19 protein-coding genes are annotated in these 16,701 nt (G+C 71.6%); 4 read left to right on the top strand and 15 right to left on the bottom strand.

The window, feature by feature from the left end; translation table 11 throughout:
* Positions 1-3: 3 nt before the first annotated feature.
* From MRBLML1_RS13460 to MRBLML1_RS13515, 12 genes are all read right to left on the bottom strand, one after another.
* Positions 4-750 (bottom strand): urease accessory protein UreD, encoded by a 747-nt coding sequence (locus tag MRBLML1_RS13460; protein WP_364516644.1) that lies wholly within the window; start codon positions 748-750, stop codon positions 4-6.
* On the bottom strand, positions 734-1,444 hold the full coding sequence (gene ureG, locus MRBLML1_RS13465) for an urease accessory protein UreG (RefSeq protein WP_364516646.1): 711 nt from the start codon (positions 1,442-1,444) through the stop codon (positions 734-736). Before ureG ends, MRBLML1_RS13460 begins: the two co-directional genes overlap by 17 nt.
* On the bottom strand, positions 1,437-2,093 hold the full coding sequence (locus MRBLML1_RS13470; RefSeq protein ID WP_364516648.1) for an urease accessory protein UreF: 657 nt from the start codon (positions 2,091-2,093) through the stop codon (positions 1,437-1,439). Before MRBLML1_RS13470 ends, ureG begins: the two co-directional genes overlap by 8 nt.
* A gap of 5 nt (positions 2,094-2,098) precedes the next feature.
* A complete protein-coding gene (locus tag MRBLML1_RS13475) occupies positions 2,099-3,805 on the bottom strand; it encodes an urease subunit alpha (protein ID WP_364516650.1) in 1,707 nt (568 codons plus the stop codon).
* Positions 3,798-4,136 carry an urease subunit beta gene (ureB, locus tag MRBLML1_RS13480; RefSeq protein WP_364516652.1) on the bottom strand — a complete coding sequence of 113 codons (339 nt, stop codon included), beginning with the start codon at positions 4,134-4,136 and terminating at the stop codon, positions 3,798-3,800. The genes MRBLML1_RS13475 and ureB overlap by 8 nt, the downstream gene beginning before the upstream one ends.
* A 10-nt stretch (positions 4,137-4,146) precedes the next feature.
* Positions 4,147-4,449, bottom strand: coding sequence for an urease subunit gamma (locus MRBLML1_RS13485; protein ID WP_364516654.1), 303 nt, complete (start codon positions 4,447-4,449; stop codon positions 4,147-4,149).
* A 4-nt stretch (positions 4,450-4,453) separates the two neighbouring features.
* Positions 4,454-5,134, bottom strand: a complete 681-nt coding sequence (locus tag MRBLML1_RS13490) for an ATP-binding cassette domain-containing protein (protein WP_364516656.1) — start codon at positions 5,132-5,134, stop codon at positions 4,454-4,456.
* Entirely contained in the window at positions 5,127-5,888 is a 762-nt protein-coding gene (gene urtD, locus MRBLML1_RS13495) for an urea ABC transporter ATP-binding protein UrtD (RefSeq protein WP_364516658.1), read from the bottom strand. Before urtD ends, MRBLML1_RS13490 begins: the two co-directional genes overlap by 8 nt.
* Positions 5,885-6,964, bottom strand: a complete 1,080-nt coding sequence (urtC, locus tag MRBLML1_RS13500) for an urea ABC transporter permease subunit UrtC (protein ID WP_364516660.1) — start codon at positions 6,962-6,964, stop codon at positions 5,885-5,887. Before urtC ends, urtD begins: the two co-directional genes overlap by 4 nt.
* The gene (urtB, locus tag MRBLML1_RS13505; protein ID WP_364516662.1) at positions 6,961-7,845 is read right to left on the bottom strand and encodes an urea ABC transporter permease subunit UrtB; all 885 of its coding nucleotides are present in this window, start codon (positions 7,843-7,845) and stop codon (positions 6,961-6,963) included. The genes urtC and urtB overlap by 4 nt, the downstream gene beginning before the upstream one ends.
* A gap of 101 nt (positions 7,846-7,946) precedes the next feature.
* Complete coding sequence (gene urtA, locus MRBLML1_RS13510) at positions 7,947-9,191, bottom strand: urea ABC transporter substrate-binding protein (RefSeq protein ID WP_364516664.1); 1,245 nt, start codon at positions 9,189-9,191, stop codon at positions 7,947-7,949.
* 138 nt (positions 9,192-9,329) lie between these two features.
* Positions 9,330-10,280, bottom strand: a complete 951-nt coding sequence (locus MRBLML1_RS13515) for a 5'-3' exonuclease (protein ID WP_364516666.1) — start codon at positions 10,278-10,280, stop codon at positions 9,330-9,332.
* Positions 10,281-10,363: 83 nt separating this feature from the next.
* Here MRBLML1_RS13515 and MRBLML1_RS13520 point away from each other — a divergent pair, with 83 nt between their 5' ends.
* From MRBLML1_RS13520 to MRBLML1_RS13535, 4 genes are all read left to right on the top strand, one after another.
* On the top strand, positions 10,364-10,825 hold the full coding sequence (locus MRBLML1_RS13520) for an Lrp/AsnC family transcriptional regulator (protein WP_364516668.1): 462 nt from the start codon (positions 10,364-10,366) through the stop codon (positions 10,823-10,825).
* 429 nt (positions 10,826-11,254) lie between these two features.
* On the top strand, positions 11,255-12,778 hold the full coding sequence (gene lnt, locus MRBLML1_RS13525) for an apolipoprotein N-acyltransferase (RefSeq protein WP_364516670.1): 1,524 nt from the start codon (positions 11,255-11,257) through the stop codon (positions 12,776-12,778).
* Positions 12,768-13,550 carry a polyprenol monophosphomannose synthase gene (locus tag MRBLML1_RS13530; protein WP_364516672.1) on the top strand — a complete coding sequence of 261 codons (783 nt, stop codon included), beginning with the start codon at positions 12,768-12,770 and terminating at the stop codon, positions 13,548-13,550. Before lnt ends, MRBLML1_RS13530 begins: the two co-directional genes overlap by 11 nt.
* A 13-nt stretch (positions 13,551-13,563) precedes the next feature.
* The gene (locus MRBLML1_RS13535; RefSeq protein WP_364516674.1) at positions 13,564-14,037 is read left to right on the top strand and encodes an FxsA family protein; all 474 of its coding nucleotides are present in this window, start codon (positions 13,564-13,566) and stop codon (positions 14,035-14,037) included.
* Positions 14,038-14,049: 12 nt separating this feature from the next.
* On the opposite strand, the gene MRBLML1_RS13540 is transcribed toward MRBLML1_RS13535, so the two are convergent.
* The 3 genes from MRBLML1_RS13540 to MRBLML1_RS13550 form a co-directional block, all read right to left on the bottom strand.
* Complete coding sequence (locus MRBLML1_RS13540) at positions 14,050-14,439, bottom strand: RNA polymerase-binding protein RbpA (protein ID WP_192686794.1); 390 nt, start codon at positions 14,437-14,439, stop codon at positions 14,050-14,052.
* 133 nt (positions 14,440-14,572) lie between these two features.
* Complete coding sequence (locus MRBLML1_RS13545; protein WP_364516677.1) at positions 14,573-15,916, bottom strand: MFS transporter; 1,344 nt, start codon at positions 15,914-15,916, stop codon at positions 14,573-14,575.
* Positions 15,913-16,701: a glycerophosphodiester phosphodiesterase gene (locus MRBLML1_RS13550; protein WP_364516679.1), complete on the bottom strand. Its 789-nt coding sequence runs from the start codon at positions 16,699-16,701 to the stop codon at positions 15,913-15,915. Before MRBLML1_RS13550 ends, MRBLML1_RS13545 begins: the two co-directional genes overlap by 4 nt.

The following is a 16,701-nucleotide window of genomic DNA, read 5'->3' on the forward strand; positions in this document are numbered from 1 at the left end:
ACCTCACCGCTCGCCGGTGACCTGCCGCCACACGGCGGCGAGCTCGGCCTCGTGCGCGTGGTGGCCCAGACGGCGCCACAGCACCGCGCCGGGGGTGGCGAGGTCGTAGCGGTCCGGGTCGTCGCCGGCCGGCAGGTCGGTGCCGAGGGCCAGCACCGAGGCGAGCACCCGGTGGCCGCCGAGCAGCAGAGCGGTCGAGGAGGGGCTGAGCGGGAGGTCCTCGACCAGCACCGGGCGGCCGTCGCCGTCGAGCACCGTGCTGGTCTGGCGCAGACGCCCGGGGCCCTCGCCGTAGCGGCCCAGCACCAGCACCTCGCGCAACAGGAGCCGGGCGTCGCGGCCGCAGCGCACCCGCAGCGAGCGGGACACGTCGGCGCCTTCGGACACCACGAACGGCAGGCCGGCCCAGGTGAGCCGGGCGCCCGCGCCGAGGTCGATCCGCACGTCCCACCGGGCGGTCCCGCCGCGCATGTCGAAGGCGACCGTGCCGCCGGGCTCCACCAGGTCGAGGCTCATCCCGGGATCGACGGTCACGTCGATCTCCACGGCGTCGCCGGCCAGCAGCAGGGCCCCCTCCGGGACCAGGGAGACCCGGGCCCGGTCCCGGTCGTGGGCCACCAGCACGGGGCGCACGACCGAGGCGGTCGCGTCCGACTGCGTGGTCGCGGTGCGCACCCGGCACCGGCCGGTCCCGGTGCCGGGGGAGACCCGCAGACGGGTCCGGCCCAGGCGCTCAGTGCTCGTGAGCATGGGCCGTCCCGTCGGCGTGCACGTGCCGCGCCATCGGCCCCGGGTCGACCGGCACCCAGGTGCCGGCCGAGTGCCCGGCGAGCATGCCGTCCACCCACGCCAGCAGGGCGTCGACCGAGGCACGGTCGTGACGCGACAACCCGATCACCGGGCGCCCGTCGCGGGCCTCGGTGGCGTCGGTGAGCATCCGTGGCACGTCGACGCCGACGTACGGCGCCAGGTCGGTCTTGTTGACCACGAGCAGGTCGGCGCGCTCGATGCCCGGCCCGCCCTTGCGCGCCACGTCGCCGCCTCCGGCGACGTCGAGCACGAAGACCTGGGCGTCCACGAGCGCGGGTGAGAAGGTCGCGGTGAGGTTGTCGCCGCCGGACTCGATGAGGACCAGGTCCAGCCCGGGGTAGTCCGCCTCCAGGGTCTCCACCTCGGCCAGGTTGGCGCTGATGTCGTCGCGGATCGCGGTGTGCGGGCACGCACCGGTCTCCACGGCCCGGATCCGTTCGGCGGCCAGCACGCCCGAGGAGCGCAGGAAGCGGGCGTCCTCGTCGGTGTAGATGTCGTTGGTGACCACGGCCAGGTCGAGCCGGCTCGAGAGCTCGCGGCACAGCAGCGCGATGAGCGAGCTCTTGCCGGTGCCGACGGGTCCGCAGATGCCGAGCCGCAGCGGGCGGGCGGCGCGATGGGTGTGCTCAGGCACGGAACAACCTCCTGGTGGTGCGGGCATGGGCCTGTGCCCACGCCTCGATCTGGGGAGAGGCCACCGCCGGGATCTCGGCGGGGTCCTCGATGCCGGCGACGGCGCTCACCACGTCCTCGACGGCCGGCAGCGCGCCGGCCACCCAGCCGGTGGCGACGGCCGGGTCCAGCGGCAGCAGCTTGAGCGCCGCGGCGCAGACGGTCTGCACGTCGTCGTACGCGACCAGGCGGGCGACCTGCTCGGCGTCCAGGCCGAGGAGTCCCGCGAGGGCACCGAGCACGGTGGCCCGGCCCGGAGCGTCCGGGAGCCCGACGCCTTCGATCGCGGGCCACAGGCCGCGGGCCAGCCGGAGCAGGGACACCGCCTGGGTGCGCGAGACCGCGCGCAGCGCCGGCGTGACGGTGCGCGCCTGCCACGCCAGGTCGACGTCCCCCAGGCTGCCGCCGTCGACCACGCGACGCCGCGCCGCGACGGCGGTCCCGGCCTCGGTCCGGGTCGCCCCGAGCAGCCGCGCCCGCAGGTACGACGGGACGTCGGCAGCACCGAGGCCCGCCATCACCGCGCCCTCCAGGCTGCCCGACTGGGTGTGCCCGCCGACGGGCAGGCGCGCGTCGGCGAGCAGCAGCAGGAGGAGCTCGGGGTGGGGCACGGCGCTCAGAACATCGCGTAGAGCTGCGCCAGCGGCAGGTCCGTGGCCGGGGAGGGGACGACCCGCTCGCCCTCGACGTCGATCGCGAAGGTCTCCGGATCGATGTCGATGCGCGGGAGCGCGGTGTTGTTGACCATGTCCGCCTTGGTCACCGCACGGGTCGGACGCAGTGGCACGAGCCGCCGGCGCAGCCCGAGCCGGTCGGCGAGCCCGTCCGCGAGCGCCGCGGGGGAGACGAAGGTGACGCCGTGGCGGCTGCCGTCCTCGACCAGGGTGGGCCGCATCAGCACCGGCTGCGGTGTCGGGATCGAGGCGTTCGGGTCCCCGAGCGCACCCCACACGAGGGTGCCGGACTTCATCACCACCTGCGGTCGGATGCCGAAGAAGCGCGGGTCCCACAGCACCAGGTCGGCCAGCTTGCCGGGCTCGACCGAGCCGACCTCGTGGTCGATGCCGTGCGCGACGGCCGGGTTGATCGTGTACTTCGCGACGTACCGGCGGGCCCGGGCGTTGTCCGCCGGACCCGCGGCGAGGTCGCCGTGCGCGCCGTACCGGTGCTTCATGACGTGCGCGACCTGCCAGGTCCGGCAGACCACCTCTCCGACGCGCCCCATCGCCTGGGCGTCGGAGGAGGTGATCGACAGCGCCCCGATGTCGTGGAGCAGGTCCTCGGCGGCGATCGTCGTGGCCCGGATCCGGGACTCGGCGAAGGCCAGGTCCTCGGGCACCTGCGGGTTGAGGTGGTGGCAGACCATGAGCATGTCGAGGTGCTCGGCCACCGTGTTCACGGTGTGCGGCAGGGTCGGGTTCGTCGAGCCGGGGATGACGTGCGGCAGCGAGGCGACGGTGAGGATGTCCGGCGCGTGGCCGCCGCCGGCGCCCTCGGCGTGAAAGGCGTGGACCCCGCGCCCGCCGATGGCGCCGATCGTGGACTCGACGTACCCCGCCTCGTTGAGGCTGTCGGAGTGCAGCGCGACCTGGAGGCCGAACTCGTCGGCCGCGCGCAGCGAGGCATCGATCGCGGCCGGGGTGGCGCCCCAGTCCTCGTGGACCTTGTACGCCGCGGCGCCGGCCAGCGCCTGCTCGGCCAGCCCCCCGGCACTGACCGTGTTGCCCTTGCCCATCAGCAGGATGTTGAGCGGCAGCGTGTCGAGCGCGCGGTGCACGGCGGCGAGGTGCCAAGCACCCGGCGTCACCGTGGTCGCCTTGGACGCCTCCGAGGGACCGGTGCCGCCCCCGCCGATGGTCGTGATGCCGGTGGCCAGCGCCTCGACGAGCTGTGAGCGGGACAGCAGGTGGACGTGGATGTCGATGGCGCCCGCGGTGAGGATCTTCCCCTCCCCGGAGACCACGTCGGTGCCCGGACCGATGACGAGGTCGGGGTGCACGCCGTCGGCGACGTCCGGGTTGCCCGCACGCCCCAGCGCGACGATCCGGCCCGCGCGGATCCCGACGTCGGCACGCACCACGCCCCAGTGGTCGAGCACCAGGGCATTGGTGACCACCGTGTCCAGGGCGCCCTCGGCCGAGGTCCGGGTGGACTGGGCCATCGACTCGCGAATCGACTTCCCGCCGCCGAAGACCGCCTCCTCGCCCCCGACGGTGAGGTCCCGCTCGACCTCGATCCACAGGTCGGTGTCGCCGAGGCGGACCTGGTCGCCGACGGTCGGCCCGTACAGCGCGGCGTACGCCGCCCGGGAGATCTCAACCATCGAGGGCGCCGTTCCCCTCGCGCACCTGGATGCCCGGGACCACGCGGGCGCCTCGCAGCGCGACGGCCGCCACCTCCTGGGAGGCACCGGGCTCGAAGCGCCGCGACGTACCTGAGGGGATGTCGAGGCGGAAGCCGTGCGCGGCCGCCCGGTCGAAGGCGAGGGCCGGGTTCACATCGGGCAGGTGCACGTGCGACCCGATCTGCACCGGCCGGTCGCCGGTGTTGGTCACCACGAGCTCGAGGCGCTCGGCGGGGGAGCGGTCGCCGTTCAGCACGACCGTCCCCTCGCCCGTCCGGACGGCGCCCGGTCCGTCGGTCACGATTCCCATCTGCGGCTCCTCAGGCGATCGGGTGGTGGAGGGTGACGAGCTTGCGCCCGTCGCGGAAGGTGGCCTCGACCTGGACGTCGACGAGCATCTCGGCGACGCCGGCCATCACCTGGTCGCGGGTCAGCACGTCCCGGCCCCGCTCCATGAGGTCGGCGACCCGGGCGCCGGCCCTGGCCTCTTCGATGACCCAGCAGGAGAGCAGGGCGACGGTCTCGGGGTAGTTCAGGAGCACGCCTCGAGCCAGGCGGTCGCGGGCGACCATCCCGGCGACGCTGAGCAGCAGCTTCTCGGTGTCCGCGGGGGTCAGGTGCATCGGCTCAGACCGCCATCGCCGCGCGGACCGCTTCCAGCGCCCCGGGACCGCCCTCACCGCTCGAGGTCACCCGGCCGGACTCGAGGACGTAGTACGAGTCCGTGCTCCGCAGCGCGAACCCCACGTGCTGCTCGACGAGGAGCACCGAGAGGTCGCCGCGCGCGGTCAGCGCGGTGATGACGGCCTCGATCTCGGCGACGACATTGGGCTGGATGCCCTCGGTCGGCTCGTCGAGGATGAGCAGGCGCGGCCGGGTCAGCAGGGTGCGCGCGATCGACAGCTGCTGGCGCTGGCCGCCGGAGAGCAGCCCGGCCCGGCGGGCGAGCAGGTCGCCCAGGGCCGGGAAGGTGTCCAGCACGCCGTCGATCGCCGCCTTGTCGGTGGTGACGAGCTGGAGGTTCTCCAGGGTCGTCATCTGCGGGAACGACAGCTGGCCCTGCGGGACGTAGCCGACGCCGCGCCGTACCCGCTTGTTGGGGCGCAGCCGGGTCACGTCCTCGCCGTCGACGAGCACCTGGCCGCGCATCACCGGCAGCAGCCCGACGGCGACCCGCAGCAGTGTGGTCTTGCCCGCGCCGTTGTGGCCCATCACCGCGACCGCGCCGCCCTCGGGCACCACCAGCGAGACGTCCTCCAGCACCCTGGTCCGGCCGTAGCCGGCCGTCACCCCGCGCAGCTCAAGCATGGTCGGTCTCCTCGATCGGGTCGGGGGTGCGGCCCAGGTAGACCTCCTGGACGCGTGGGTCGGCCTGGATCTCGGCCACCGATCCCTCGGCCAGCACCTTGCCGGCGTGCAGGACGGTGACGACGTCGGCATAGCTGCGCACGAACTCCATGTCGTGCTCGATGACGACGATGGTGCGCTCGCGGCCGATGCGGCGCAGCAGGTCGCCGGTCTGCTCGCGCTCCTCGGCGCTCATCCCGGCGACCGGCTCGTCGAGCAGCATCACCCGGGCGTCCTGCACGAGCAGCATGCCGATCTCGAGCCACTGCTTCTGCCCGTGCGCCAGCACCCCCGCCGGTTTGTCCCGCAGGTGGGTCAGACCGATCGTCTCGAGCGCTTCCTCGACGTACGCCGGGGTGCCACGGCGGGCCAGCAGCATCCGCCAGGCCGGGCGGTGGATCCCACCGGCGATGTCGAGGTTCTGCAGCACCGACAGTCCCTCGAACACCGTCGCGGTCTGGAAGGTCCGCCCGATGCCGGCGCGCACGATGCGGTGGGACTTGGTGCGCAGCAGGTCCTTGCGTCGGTAGCGCACCAGCCCGGTGCCGGGCACCAGCCCGGTCACCGCGTCCACCAGGGTCGTCTTGCCCGCGCCGTTGGGCCCGATGAGGAAGTGCAGGCGGCCCTGCAGCAGGGTCAGGTCGACCGCGTCCACCGCGGTGAAGCCGTCGAAGGAGACGGTCAGCCCGCGCACCTCCAGGTAGTCGTCGTTCACGACGTCACCGCCTTCTGCTTGCGCAGCCGCGCCGTCACCTGCGACCACGCGCTGCCCAGCCCCGCGGGGAAGAACAGGATGACCACGATGAACAGCAGGCCGAGGAAGTAGGTCCACTGGTCGGGGAAGGACTCGGAGAGCGAGGTGCGCCCGTAGCCCACCGCCAGCGCGCCGAGGGCCGGGCCCAGCAGCAGCGCACGTCCACCGAGCGCGACACCGGCGATGAGCAAGATCGAGGCCGTCGCGTCGACGTCCGAGGGGGAGATGATCCCGGTGATCGGCGCGAAGAGCGCACCGCCGATGCTCGCCATGATCGCGGCGACCACGAAGGCGACCAGCTTGATGTTCGCCGGGTCGTGGCCCAGGAAGCGGACCCGCTCCTCGGCGTCCCGGGTGGCGACGAGCAGCTCGCCGAAGCGGCTGCGGTAGAGCTGCCAGACCACGAGCAGGCAGACGATGAGCGCGCCCGCGGCGATCGTGTAGATCATCCGCTTGTTGACCGGGTCGTAGAGGTTGTAGCCGAAGAACTGGGTGAACTGGTTGAGGCCGTTGAATCCGCCGGTCTGCTTGATCGTCGCCACCAGCAGGGTGGCGAAGGCGACCGCGAGCGCCTGGGTGAGGATCGCGAAGTAGGCGCCCTTGACCCGTCGCTTGAAGATCGCCCAGCCGAGCACGGTCGCCGCCACGGCGGGGACCGCGACGATGGCGAACAGGGTGAAGGCGCCGCTGCGGAACGGCTCCCACCAGCCGGGCATGGTGCCGTCGCCGTAGAGGACCATGAAGTCGGGGATGGCGTCCGGGCCGCCGGTGGCCATCGCGGCCTCCAGCTTGAGGTGCATCGCCATGGCGTAGCCGCCGAGCCCGAAGAAGACGCCCTGGCCCATGACGAGCATGCCGCCGCGACCCCACGCGAGACCGATGCCGACGCCTGCGATGGCCCAGCAGACGTACTTGCCGAGGTTGTTGAGCCGGAACGGGCTGAGCACGGCGGGAGCCACCACGATGAGGACGACGGCCAGGACCGCGATCGCCAGCAGCGGGGCCCAGGTCCGCGCGCTCGCCTGCAGGTGCTTCATGCGAGACCTCTCGTCCGGACGGTGAACAGGCCCTGGGGCCTGAGCTGGAGGAAGACCACGACCAGGGCGAAGGTGAGGACCTGCGCCAGGCTGGAGCTGAACCAGTCGGTGAAGTAGGCGCCGACCACGCCGACCACGAAGGCCGCGATGACCGTGCCCTTGAGCTGGCCGAGGCCGCCGGCCACGACCACCAGGAACGCCGAGATGATGTACGTCGTCCCGAGGTTCGGGTTCGTCCCGGAGATCAGCGAGACGGCCACGCCGCCCACCCCGGCCAGGCCGGAGCCCACGAAGAAGGTGACCCGGTCGACCGCGCGGGTGGAGACGCCCATGGTCTCGGCGAGGTCGCGGTTCTGCACGGTGGCACGGATCTGGCGACCGTAGGCGGTGTACTTCAGCAGCGCGCCGAGCCCGGCGAGGGCCGCGACGGCCAGCAGGATGGTGAACATCTGCCGGTAGGGCCAGTGGTAGCCGAAGACGTCGACGTTGCCGTCGAGCCAGCCCGGGGTGTGCACCGGGTCGCCCTGGGCGCCGAAGACGTCCTTGGCCAGCTGCTGCAGGAGCAGGCTCACGCCGACCGTCACGAGCAGGGTGTCGAGCGGGCGGCGGTACATCCACTGGATGATCGCCACCTCGAGCAGCAGGCCGAGCGCGCCCGCGACGAGGAACGCGGCGGGCAGCGCGACCAGCAGGGAGAGGTCGGTGTTCGTGACGACCTGCTGGGTGAGGTAGGTCGTGTAGGCGCCGGCCATGAGGAACTCGCCGTGCGCCATGTTGATGACGCCCATCTGTCCGAAGGTGAGGGCGAGGCCGAGCGCGGCGATGAGGAGCAGGGCGCCGGTCGCCGTACCGGCGAGCAGCGGGGTGGTGAAGGCATCCACGGCGGAGGGTCTCCTGAGGGCAGTGCCCGGGGATGCCGCGCTGCGCGAGCGCGGCACCCCCGGGAGGGGAGGGTGTGCTGGACCGGCGGTGCCGGCTCAGGTCACTTGCCGCTCGGGTCCCACCAGTCGTAGCCCTTGAGGAACGGGTCGGGCTCGATGGGTGCGTCCGAGGACCACACGACGTCGAACTGGTTGTCGGAGTTGATGCGCCCGATCAGCCCGGTCTTGGCGATGTGGTGGTTGTCGCCGTCGATGGTGACGGTGCCCTCGGGCGCGTCGAAGCTGACGCCGTCGGCACTCTCGTTGATCTTGTCGACGTCGAAGGAGTCGGCCTTCTCGACGAGCGCCTTGTACAGGTACAGCGAGGTGTACGCCGCCTCCATCGGGTCCGAGGTGGGCCGCTTGGCGCCGTACTTGGACTGGAAGGCCTTGATGAACTTCTCGTTCGCCGGGCTCTTGACCGACTCGAAGTAGTTCCACGCCGCGAACTGGCCGGTGACGTCCTTGCCCATCGCCGGCGCCTCCTCCTCGGCGATCGAGACCGAGATGATCGGCGAGGTGGCCGGGCTCAGGCCCTGCTCGTAGTAGGCCTTGATGAAGCCGACGTTGGAGGAGCCGTTGATCGTGTTGAACACGAAGTCCGGCTTGGCCTTGACGATCTTCGAGACCTGGGTGGTCCAGTCGTCGTCGTCGAGCGGGACGTACTCCTCGCCCACGATCTCGATCCCGAGCTCCTTGGCGTACTGCTTGATGATCTTGTTGGCGGTGCGCGGGAAGACGTAGTCGGAGCCGGCGAGGAAGAGCGTCTTGACGCCCTTCGACTTCAAGAAGTCCATCGCCGGGATGATCTGCTGGTTGGTGGTCGCGCCGGTGTAGTAGATGTTCTTCGAGGCCTCCAGGCCCTCGTACTGCACCGGGTAGAACAGCAGGCCGTTGTCCGCCTCGACGACCGGCAGCATCGCCTTGCGCGAGGCGGAGGTCCAGCCGCCGAAGACGGCCGCGACGCAGTCACCGGTCAGCAGCTTCTCGACCTTCTCGGCGAAGACGGCCGGGTCGCTGGCGCCGTCCTCGACGACCGGCTCGATCTTCTTGCCGAGGATGCCGCCGCTGGCGTTGATCTCCTCCGCCGCCATGGCGAGCGAGTCGCGAACGGTCTGCTCGCTGATCGCCATGGCTCCCGAGGTGGAGTTGAGGAACCCGAGCTTGATGGTGTCGCCGGAGGTGTCGACGCAGCTCTCGGCTGCGCTCGACTCCCCGGACTTGGAGCCCCCGCAGGCGCTCAGGCTGAGCGCTGTGGTGAGCGCGAGGACGGTGCCGGTCGCTAGACGGGCGCGGGAAATCGTCACGTGGGACAACCCTTCGGTCATCGCACCCGCCCTCTCGGGAGGCAGGTGCTGGGCCATGGGGCACGGCGCCGGGCCCCGGTGACGACGAACCTAGGAAGGGCTGATTTCGAACTAGTACCAAATGGAATGAAATCGGTGTTACACGGTGCGCGCAGCTCCGAGCTTCTCCAGCACGCCCGTGAGCCGGGCCACCGGGCTCGTCAGTCCCCACCGCTCGGCCAGCGCCTCGAGGCCCTCGGGGTCGGCCGGCGTGGCCGGCAGGGCGAGCGCGTCGCCCCGCGGCAGGTCGATGTCGCGGGCGACGGCGACCACCCGCGGCGCCACCTCCAGGTACGGCGCCGCGTCCTTGATCTTCGTCCGCGGTCCCGGCCCCAGGTCGCTGCCCGGGTCCTCGGCCGCGGCGCGGATGCCGGCGATGTCGTCGTACTTCTGCAGCAGGCTGGCCGCGGTCTTCTCGCCCACGCCCTTCACGCCGGGCAGGCCGTCGGAGGCGTCTCCGCGCAGCGTCGCGAAGTCGGCGTACTGGTCGGCGCGCACGGCGTACTTCTCCAGCACCCAGGCCTCGTCGACCTTCTCGTGCCGCCCGACTCCGCGGCCGACGTACAGGATGCGGACCTGGGCCGCGTCGTCGACGAGCTGGAACAGGTCGCGGTCACCGGTCACCACGTCGACCGGCAGGCCGGCACCGGTGGCGAGCGTGCCGATCACGTCGTCGGCCTCGTAGCCGGGGGCGCCGACCACCGCGATGCCGAAGGCGGCGAGGACCTCGCGGATCACCGGGACCTGCAGCTCCAGCGGGTCCGGCACCTCCTCGACGTCCGGTGCGCCGGCGATCTCGGCGACCACCCGGTGCGCCTTGTACGACGACAGCAGGTCCACCCGCCACTGGGGGCGCCAGTCGTCGTCCCAGCAGCAGACCAGGTGCGTCGGCTCGTACTGCTCCGCGAGGCGGGAGATGTAGTCGAGCAGGCCGCGCACGGCGTTCACGTTGGTGCCGTCGGGGGAGAGGATCTCGGGGGATCCGAAGAAGGCGCGGAAGTAGAGGCTGGCCGTGTCGAGCAGCAGGAGGCGCTGTGTCGTGGTCGTCATCGAGAGGGAGCATATTGCCTCTTCGTGACCGGATGGTGGCGCGTCGCCGTCGGATCGCACCGGTCGCCGCTAGGGTGGCCCGCGTGAGTCAGAGCAACGGTCCCGCGGTCGAGTCGACCGACCGGCAGATCCTGGAGCTCCTGGCCAAGGACGGGCGGATGTCCTACACCGACCTCGGACGCGCGACCGGTCTCTCCACCTCGGCCGTGCACCAGCGGGTCAAGCGGCTCGAGCAGCGCGGCCTGATCCTGGGCTACGGCGCGACGGTCAACTACGCCGAGATCGGTCTGCCGCTCACCGCCTTCATCGCGATCCGCCCGATCGACCCTTCCGCGCCCGACGACTGCCCGGAGCGGCTCGTCGACATGCCGGAGATCGAGTCCTGCTGGTCGGTGGCGGGGGCGGAGTCCTACGTCCTCAAGGTGCGCACCACCTCGCCCGCCGAGATGGAGAGCCTGCTCGCCCGGATCCGCTCCGTCGCGAACGTCTCCACGCGCACCACGATGGTGCTCTCGACGTACTACGAGAACCGCCCGGTCCGCTGACCGGCGCCTCGACGTTCCGTCGGCGTGGCGCGGCGCGACACGCCGGTTCTACCGGCGAATTTCTGAGATTTTTCCGCTCCGACGGGGGCTTCCTGACCTGCGAGAACACGTATCACCGCAGGTCAGCAGCCGGTTGACAGCGCCGGTCAGGGTGACCAAAGTACGGAACCGTTCGCTCGTGCAGGTCGTGGCCGGCGGACCGACGTCCGAGTGGCCGTCACGTCGGGGGAGTCGCACCAGCTCCACCCGGACACGGTTCGCGGAGGTCGGTTCGCACCTCGAGAGCGGACCGGAGGGGCTCGGGGTCGCCCTAGACAACGTCGCGCGCATCGGCAGCCAGCCGGGAGCCGGGATGGTCCGAAGGCACCCTGGGCTCCTCCGCGCCTGAGGGCCGCGACCGTTCCTCGGTGGGCCGACTAGGCTTCCGGCGTGCTGCAGCGCTCGTTCCTCGCGGTCCTCGGAGGATTCCTCCTCACCGCGTCCTTCGAGCCGCTGGCCCTGCCGTGGCTGCTGCCCTTCGGCGTCGCCTGCTTCGCGCTGGTCACCCGCGACCTGACCGTACGACGCGCCGGCCTGGTCGGCCTCGCGTTCGGGGTCGCCTTCTACTTCACCCACATCGCCTGGATGCGGACGTCGATCGGCCCGGACGCCTGGGCGGCGCTGGCGGGCATCGAGGCGGCGTTCTACGGGCTGCTGGGGCTCGCTACGCCGGTGCTGCGGCGGCTGCCGTGGTGGCCGGTGTGGCTGGCCGCGGCCTGGACCACGATGGAGACGGTCCGCAGCGGGTGGCCGTTCAGCGGGATGCCGTGGGGGCGGCTGTCGTTCGCGGCGATCGACACCCCGGCGGCGCCGATGGTGGCCTACGTCGGGATGACCGGGCTGTCCTTCCTCCTGGCGCTGCTCGGCTTCCTGCTCGCGCGCGCGGTCGAGGAACGCACCCTGCCGCACGTGGCCGGTGTGGTCGGGCTGCTCGCCCTCTTCGTCCTGCCCGCCGTCCGGCCGTTCACGGTCGAGGAGAGCGGGTCGGCGACCGTCGCGGTCGTCCAGGGTGACGTGCCGGGGCCGGGCAACGACATCCTCTTCGACCCCGAGGGCGTCACCGAGAACCACGTGGACGCGACCGTGCAGCTCGCCGAGGACGTGGTGACCGGCAAGCGGCCGCGCCCGGACTTCGTGCTGTGGCCGGAGAACTCCACGGCGGTGGACCCGTTCTCCGACGTACCCGTCAACTCGATGATCCTGCGTGCGGTCGCGGCCGTGCAGGTGCCGGTCGTGGTCGGGGCGATCGTCGACGACGGCCCGAAGCACATCCTCAACCAGGGCATCGTGTGGGACCCCGTGTCGGGACCGGGGGAGCGCTACACCAAGCACCACCCGGTGCCGTACGGCGAGTACATCCCCTTCCGCGACATCTGGGACCCCAAGTTCGGCCAGCTCGGCCTGATCACCCGTGACATGAAGAGCGGCACCAGCACCGAGCCGCTGCGGGTGGCCGGGATCCCGGTCGCGGACGCGATCTGCTTCGACGTCGCCTACGACGACGTGATGCCCCCGCAGGTGCGGGCCGGCGCCGAGCTGCTCACTGTGCAGACCAGCAACGCGAGCTTCATCTTCACCCACCAGATCGAGCAGCAGTTCGCGATCACCCGGCTGCGCGCGATCGAGGCGGGGCGCTGGCTGACGGTCGCCTCGACCAACGGGCGCACCGGCATCATCCGGCCCGACGGCTCGGTCGTCGCCACCGCGTCGACCCGCACCACCGACGTCCTGGTCGAGCAGGTGGGTCTCAGCACCGACCTCACCCCGGCCATGCGGCTGGGCGCCTGGCCCACCCGGTTGTTCATCGGATCGACCCTTGGCGCTCTTGTCGCTGGTGCCATCGCGTACCGTCGAGGGCGAGAGTTTGCCGGACCTGTGCACGTTCCGGCGAAGGAGCCCACCGATGCTTGCTGACCACACCTCCGACCTCGGCCGAGTCGTGATGGTCGTCCCGACGTACAACGAGGCGGCCAACATCGCCTGGATCGTCGGGCGGTTGCGCGCCGCGCAGCCCACCGTGGACGTGCTCGTCGTCGACGACGGCTCCCCGGACGGCACCGGCGGCATCGCCGACGGCCTCGCGGAGGCGGACAGCCAGGTCCACGTCCTGCACCGCACGAGCAAGGGCGGTCTCGGCGCGGCGTACCTCGCCGGCTTCGGGTGGGCCCTCGACCGCGGCTACGACGTGATCGGCGAGATGGACGCCGACGGCTCGCACCAGCCCGAGCAGCTGCAGCGGCTGCTGAGCGGCCTGCTGTCGGCCGACCTGGTCATCGGCTCGCGCTGGGTCCCCGGCGGCTCCGTCGTCAACTGGCCCTGGCAGCGCGAGGCGCTCTCGCGCGGCGGCAACCTCTACGTGCGGATGCTGCTCGGCATCACCATCCGCGACGCGACCGCGGGCTACCGACTGTTCCGTCGCACGACGCTGGAGAAGATCCACCTCGACGAGGTGCGCTCGACCGGCTACGTCTTCCAGACCGACCTCGTCAGCCGCACCCTGCACGCCGGCCTGACCGTGCGTGAGGTGCCGATCGAGTTCGTCGAGCGGGTGCGCGGGGAGTCCAAGATGAGCGGCCAGGTGGCGCTGGAGTCCCTCAAGCGGATCACCGCCTGGGGCCTGCGCGAGCGCTGGCAGCAGCTCAAGGGCCGGCCCACGGCCGGCCGGGAGCTGGTGTCGACCCGATGAGACCGAGGGAGCGATGAGCCGCCGTGGGCGGCGGGTGGCGGCGCTGCTGCTGCTCGTCTTCCTGGTGGTGCCCGTCCTGGAGATCTACGTGCTCATCCAGGTCGGGCAGGTCATCGGTCCCTGGTGGACGATCCTGCTGCTCGTCCTCGACAGCATCCTCGGCACCTGGCTGATCAAGCGCGAGGGGCGGCGGGCCTGGGACGCGCTGCGCGAGCGGGTCGAGACCGGCCGGATGCCGCACCGCGAGCTCGCCGACGGCGCCCTGATCGTGCTCGGTGGCGCGCTGATGCTCAGCCCCGGCTTCGTGACCGACGCCTTCGGCATCCTGCTGATCCTGCCGTTCACCCGGCCGCTGTTCCGCAGCCTGCTGACGTCGTACGCCGTCTCCCGGGTCAGCATCCGTGCCTACCCCGGCGCGGGTGGCCCCGGAAATGCCACTCGCCCCGGACCGGATGTGGTCCAGGGCGAGGTGGTCGAGGAGGACTAGCCTCCGCGGGGCTCAGGCCTTCGCGGGCTTCTTCTTGCGCGCGTTGGCACGGTGCAGGTGGGCCGGGCCGATCTCTCCGCCGCGCAGCAGCTCCAGCCGCTCGGTCAGGATCTCCTCGAGCTCCTTCTCCGAGCGCCGCTCGAGCAGCATGTCCCAATGGGTGCGCTGCGGCTTCTCGACCTTGACCTCGCGCTCGATGCCCGCCGTGCTCTCGGCCTCCAGGCCGCAGCGCGGGCACTCCCAGATCGCGGGGACCTCGGCCTCGATCGACATGGTGATCTCGAAGTCGTGACCCTGGGGACAGCGGTAGCCCACCTGCTGCCGGGCCGCGAACTCGATGCCACGCTCGTCCTCGAACGACTGGCCCCCCAGTCGGGCGCCGCGCAGTGTCCGCTCAGCCATACGACATCCACCTCCCGTGTTTCGTCTCGATCTGACAACGCTACCCGGGCCGAAAAAGTTCCAACCATAAGCGATTGTCAGATCAGATCACAGTGCCAGATCGGCCACCGGACCGCGAATCGGAGGCGGAACCTCAGATGACGGCCGGCCGCTCGTTCCCGGCCTCCCGGATCCCTCGTTCGGTATCCACGCGGAGCAGGATCAGACCACCCAGGACGAAGAACACGACGAGCGCGAAAAGGGCAGGACGGTAGGAGTCGGTGACCTGGTAGACCAACCCGAAGGTCAGCGTCCCGAACCACGAGGTCCCGCGGTCCATGGCGTGGTAGAGGCTGAAGTACTCCGCCTCCTTGCCGCGCGGGATGAACAGCGAGAAGTAGGAGCGTGCGAGCGCCTGGGTGCCGCCCAGCACGATCCCGATCGCCACGCCGAGGACCAGGAAGGGCACGAGCTGGCCGTCCGGTACGACGAGCGCGGCGGTCACGATCACCATCCAGCCCGCGATGCCGGCGAGGATCACCCGCTTCGCGCCGTGGCGGGCGGCGGCCCGGCCGAAGCCGATCGCGCCGGCCATCGCGACCACCTGGACGAGCAGGTAGGTCCCCAGCACGGTGCCCTCGCCGAAGCCGAGCTCCTCGATGCCGAAGGTGGAGGCTGAGGCGATCACGGTCTGGATGCCGTCGTTGAAGAACAGGTAGGCGAGCAGGAAGGTCAGCGCCACCGGGTAGTTGCGCAGGTCCTTCAGGGTCGCCCAGAGCTGGCCGAAGGACCGGCTGATCAGCCCGCCCTCGACCTCCTCCACGTCGACCGGCTGGTGCCGCTTGATGCCGCGCCACGGGATGACCATGAACGCCGCCCACCACACGGCCGCCGAGAGCAGGGAGAGCCGGACCGCCATCTCCTTGTCGAGGCCGAGGCTGTCGTGGAAGGTCACCACCGCGAAGTTCACGGCGAGCAGGAGCCCGCCCCCGGCGTAGCCGTAGGCCCAGCCGACCGAGGAGACCCGGTCCCGCTCGCGCTCGGTGGAGATCAGCGGCAGCACGGAGTCGCTGACCACGATCGCCGCGCCGGCCGCCAGGTTGGCGACCATGAAGGCGATGCTGCCGAACAGCCAGTTCTCCCCGCTCATGAAGAACAGCAGCCCGGCCGCGGTCGCGCCGATCCAGGACAGCGCGACGAGCAGGTCGGGCTTGCGGTCGGTGCGGTCGGCGACGGCGCCGACGAGCGGGAAGATCAGGGCGCTGAGCAGCGTCGAGACCGTGATGACGTACGACGGCAGGGAGCCCGGCGCGATCGCCAGCCCCAGGACGTGCACCCGCCCGTGCTCGCCGACGGCGTTCTCGGCGACGTTGATCAGGTAGGGCGCGAAGAGCACGCCCGCGACCGTCGTCTGGAACGCCGAGGCGGCCCAGTCGGTGAAGTACCAGGCGCGCTGCTCGCGCGCCCGGTTGAGCGGTCCCAGGTCCGCGATGCTCATGCTGTCCCTCCCTGCGCGGACCACCACTGGCCGCGCCCCTGGAGCACATCCTTGAGCAGGTCGGTGCGATCCGTGAAGAGCCCGTCGACGCCGCGGTCGAGCAAGGCGTTCATCTCAGCCGGGTCGTCGATGGTCCACACGTGCACCTGGAGCCCCGCGGCGTGCGCCCGGCGGACCAGGCCCGGGGTCACCACCGTGATCCGGCCGCGGCGGTGCGGCACCTGGAAGGCGGCGAAGCGCGCGCCCGCGAGGGCCCGCGCGATGCCCGCGGTGGGGGAGAGCCGGTAGACCAGCACCTCGAACGGGTCGGCCGCCGTCGGCACCCGGCCCTCGGTCAGCGCGCGGAACCGCCGGATCCGGCGCCGCGCGAAGGACCCGATGAGCACGCGGTCCCACAGGTCGCGCTCACGCACCAGGGCCGCCAGCGGGGCGACCGCGTCGTCGGACTTGATGTCGATGTTGAAGCGCGCGGCGGGGAAGGCGTCGAGCAGGTCGACCAGGGTGGGAACCTCCTCGCGGCCGCCGATCCGCGCCCGTCGTACGTCGGCCAGGGTGAGGTCGCGGACCGCCCCCCGGACGTCGGTGACCCGGTCCAGCACCTCGTCGTGGAAGGCCAGCAGCACGCCGTCCGCGGTGAGGTGGACGTCGGTCTCCAGGTAGTCGTAGCCGAGCGCGGCGGCGTGCCGGAAGGCCGCGAGGGTGTTTTCCAGGCCCTCGATCTCCGGGTGGTAGGCACCGCCGCGGTGGGCGAAGGCCAGCACCTTGCCCCGGGGGAGGTAGCCCAT

It is taken from the genome of Nocardioides sp. LML1-1-1.1, from assembly GCF_040676175.1.
GTDB lineage: Bacteria > Actinomycetota > Actinomycetes > Propionibacteriales > Nocardioidaceae > Nocardioides.

Coding starts and splice junctions, on each gene's coding strand:
- MRBLML1_RS13530 (WP_364516672.1), top strand. CDS start 12,768: ATGCTTGCTGACCACACCTCCGACCTCGGCCGAGTCGTGATGGTCGTC.
- MRBLML1_RS13460 (WP_364516644.1), bottom strand. CDS start 750: ATGCTCACGAGCACTGAGCGCCTGGGCCGGACCCGTCTGCGGGTCTCC.
- MRBLML1_RS13475 (WP_364516650.1), bottom strand. CDS start 3,805: ATGGTTGAGATCTCCCGGGCGGCGTACGCCGCGCTGTACGGGCCGACC.
- MRBLML1_RS13490 (WP_364516656.1), bottom strand. CDS start 5,134: ATGCTTGAGCTGCGCGGGGTGACGGCCGGCTACGGCCGGACCAGGGTG.
- MRBLML1_RS13550 (WP_364516679.1), bottom strand. CDS start 16,701: ATGGGCTACCTCCCCCGGGGCAAGGTGCTGGCCTTCGCCCACCGCGGC.
- urtC (WP_364516660.1), bottom strand. CDS start 6,964: ATGAAGCACCTGCAGGCGAGCGCGCGGACCTGGGCCCCGCTGCTGGCG.
- MRBLML1_RS13545 (WP_364516677.1), bottom strand. CDS start 15,916: ATGAGCATCGCGGACCTGGGACCGCTCAACCGGGCGCGCGAGCAGCGC.
- MRBLML1_RS13535 (WP_364516674.1), top strand. CDS start 13,564: ATGAGCCGCCGTGGGCGGCGGGTGGCGGCGCTGCTGCTGCTCGTCTTC.
- MRBLML1_RS13540 (WP_192686794.1), bottom strand. CDS start 14,439: ATGGCTGAGCGGACACTGCGCGGCGCCCGACTGGGGGGCCAGTCGTTC.
- MRBLML1_RS13515 (WP_364516666.1), bottom strand. CDS start 10,280: ATGACGACCACGACACAGCGCCTCCTGCTGCTCGACACGGCCAGCCTC.
- MRBLML1_RS13485 (WP_364516654.1), bottom strand. CDS start 4,449: ATGCACCTGACCCCCGCGGACACCGAGAAGCTGCTGCTCAGCGTCGCC.
- ureB (WP_364516652.1), bottom strand. CDS start 4,136: ATGGGAATCGTGACCGACGGACCGGGCGCCGTCCGGACGGGCGAGGGG.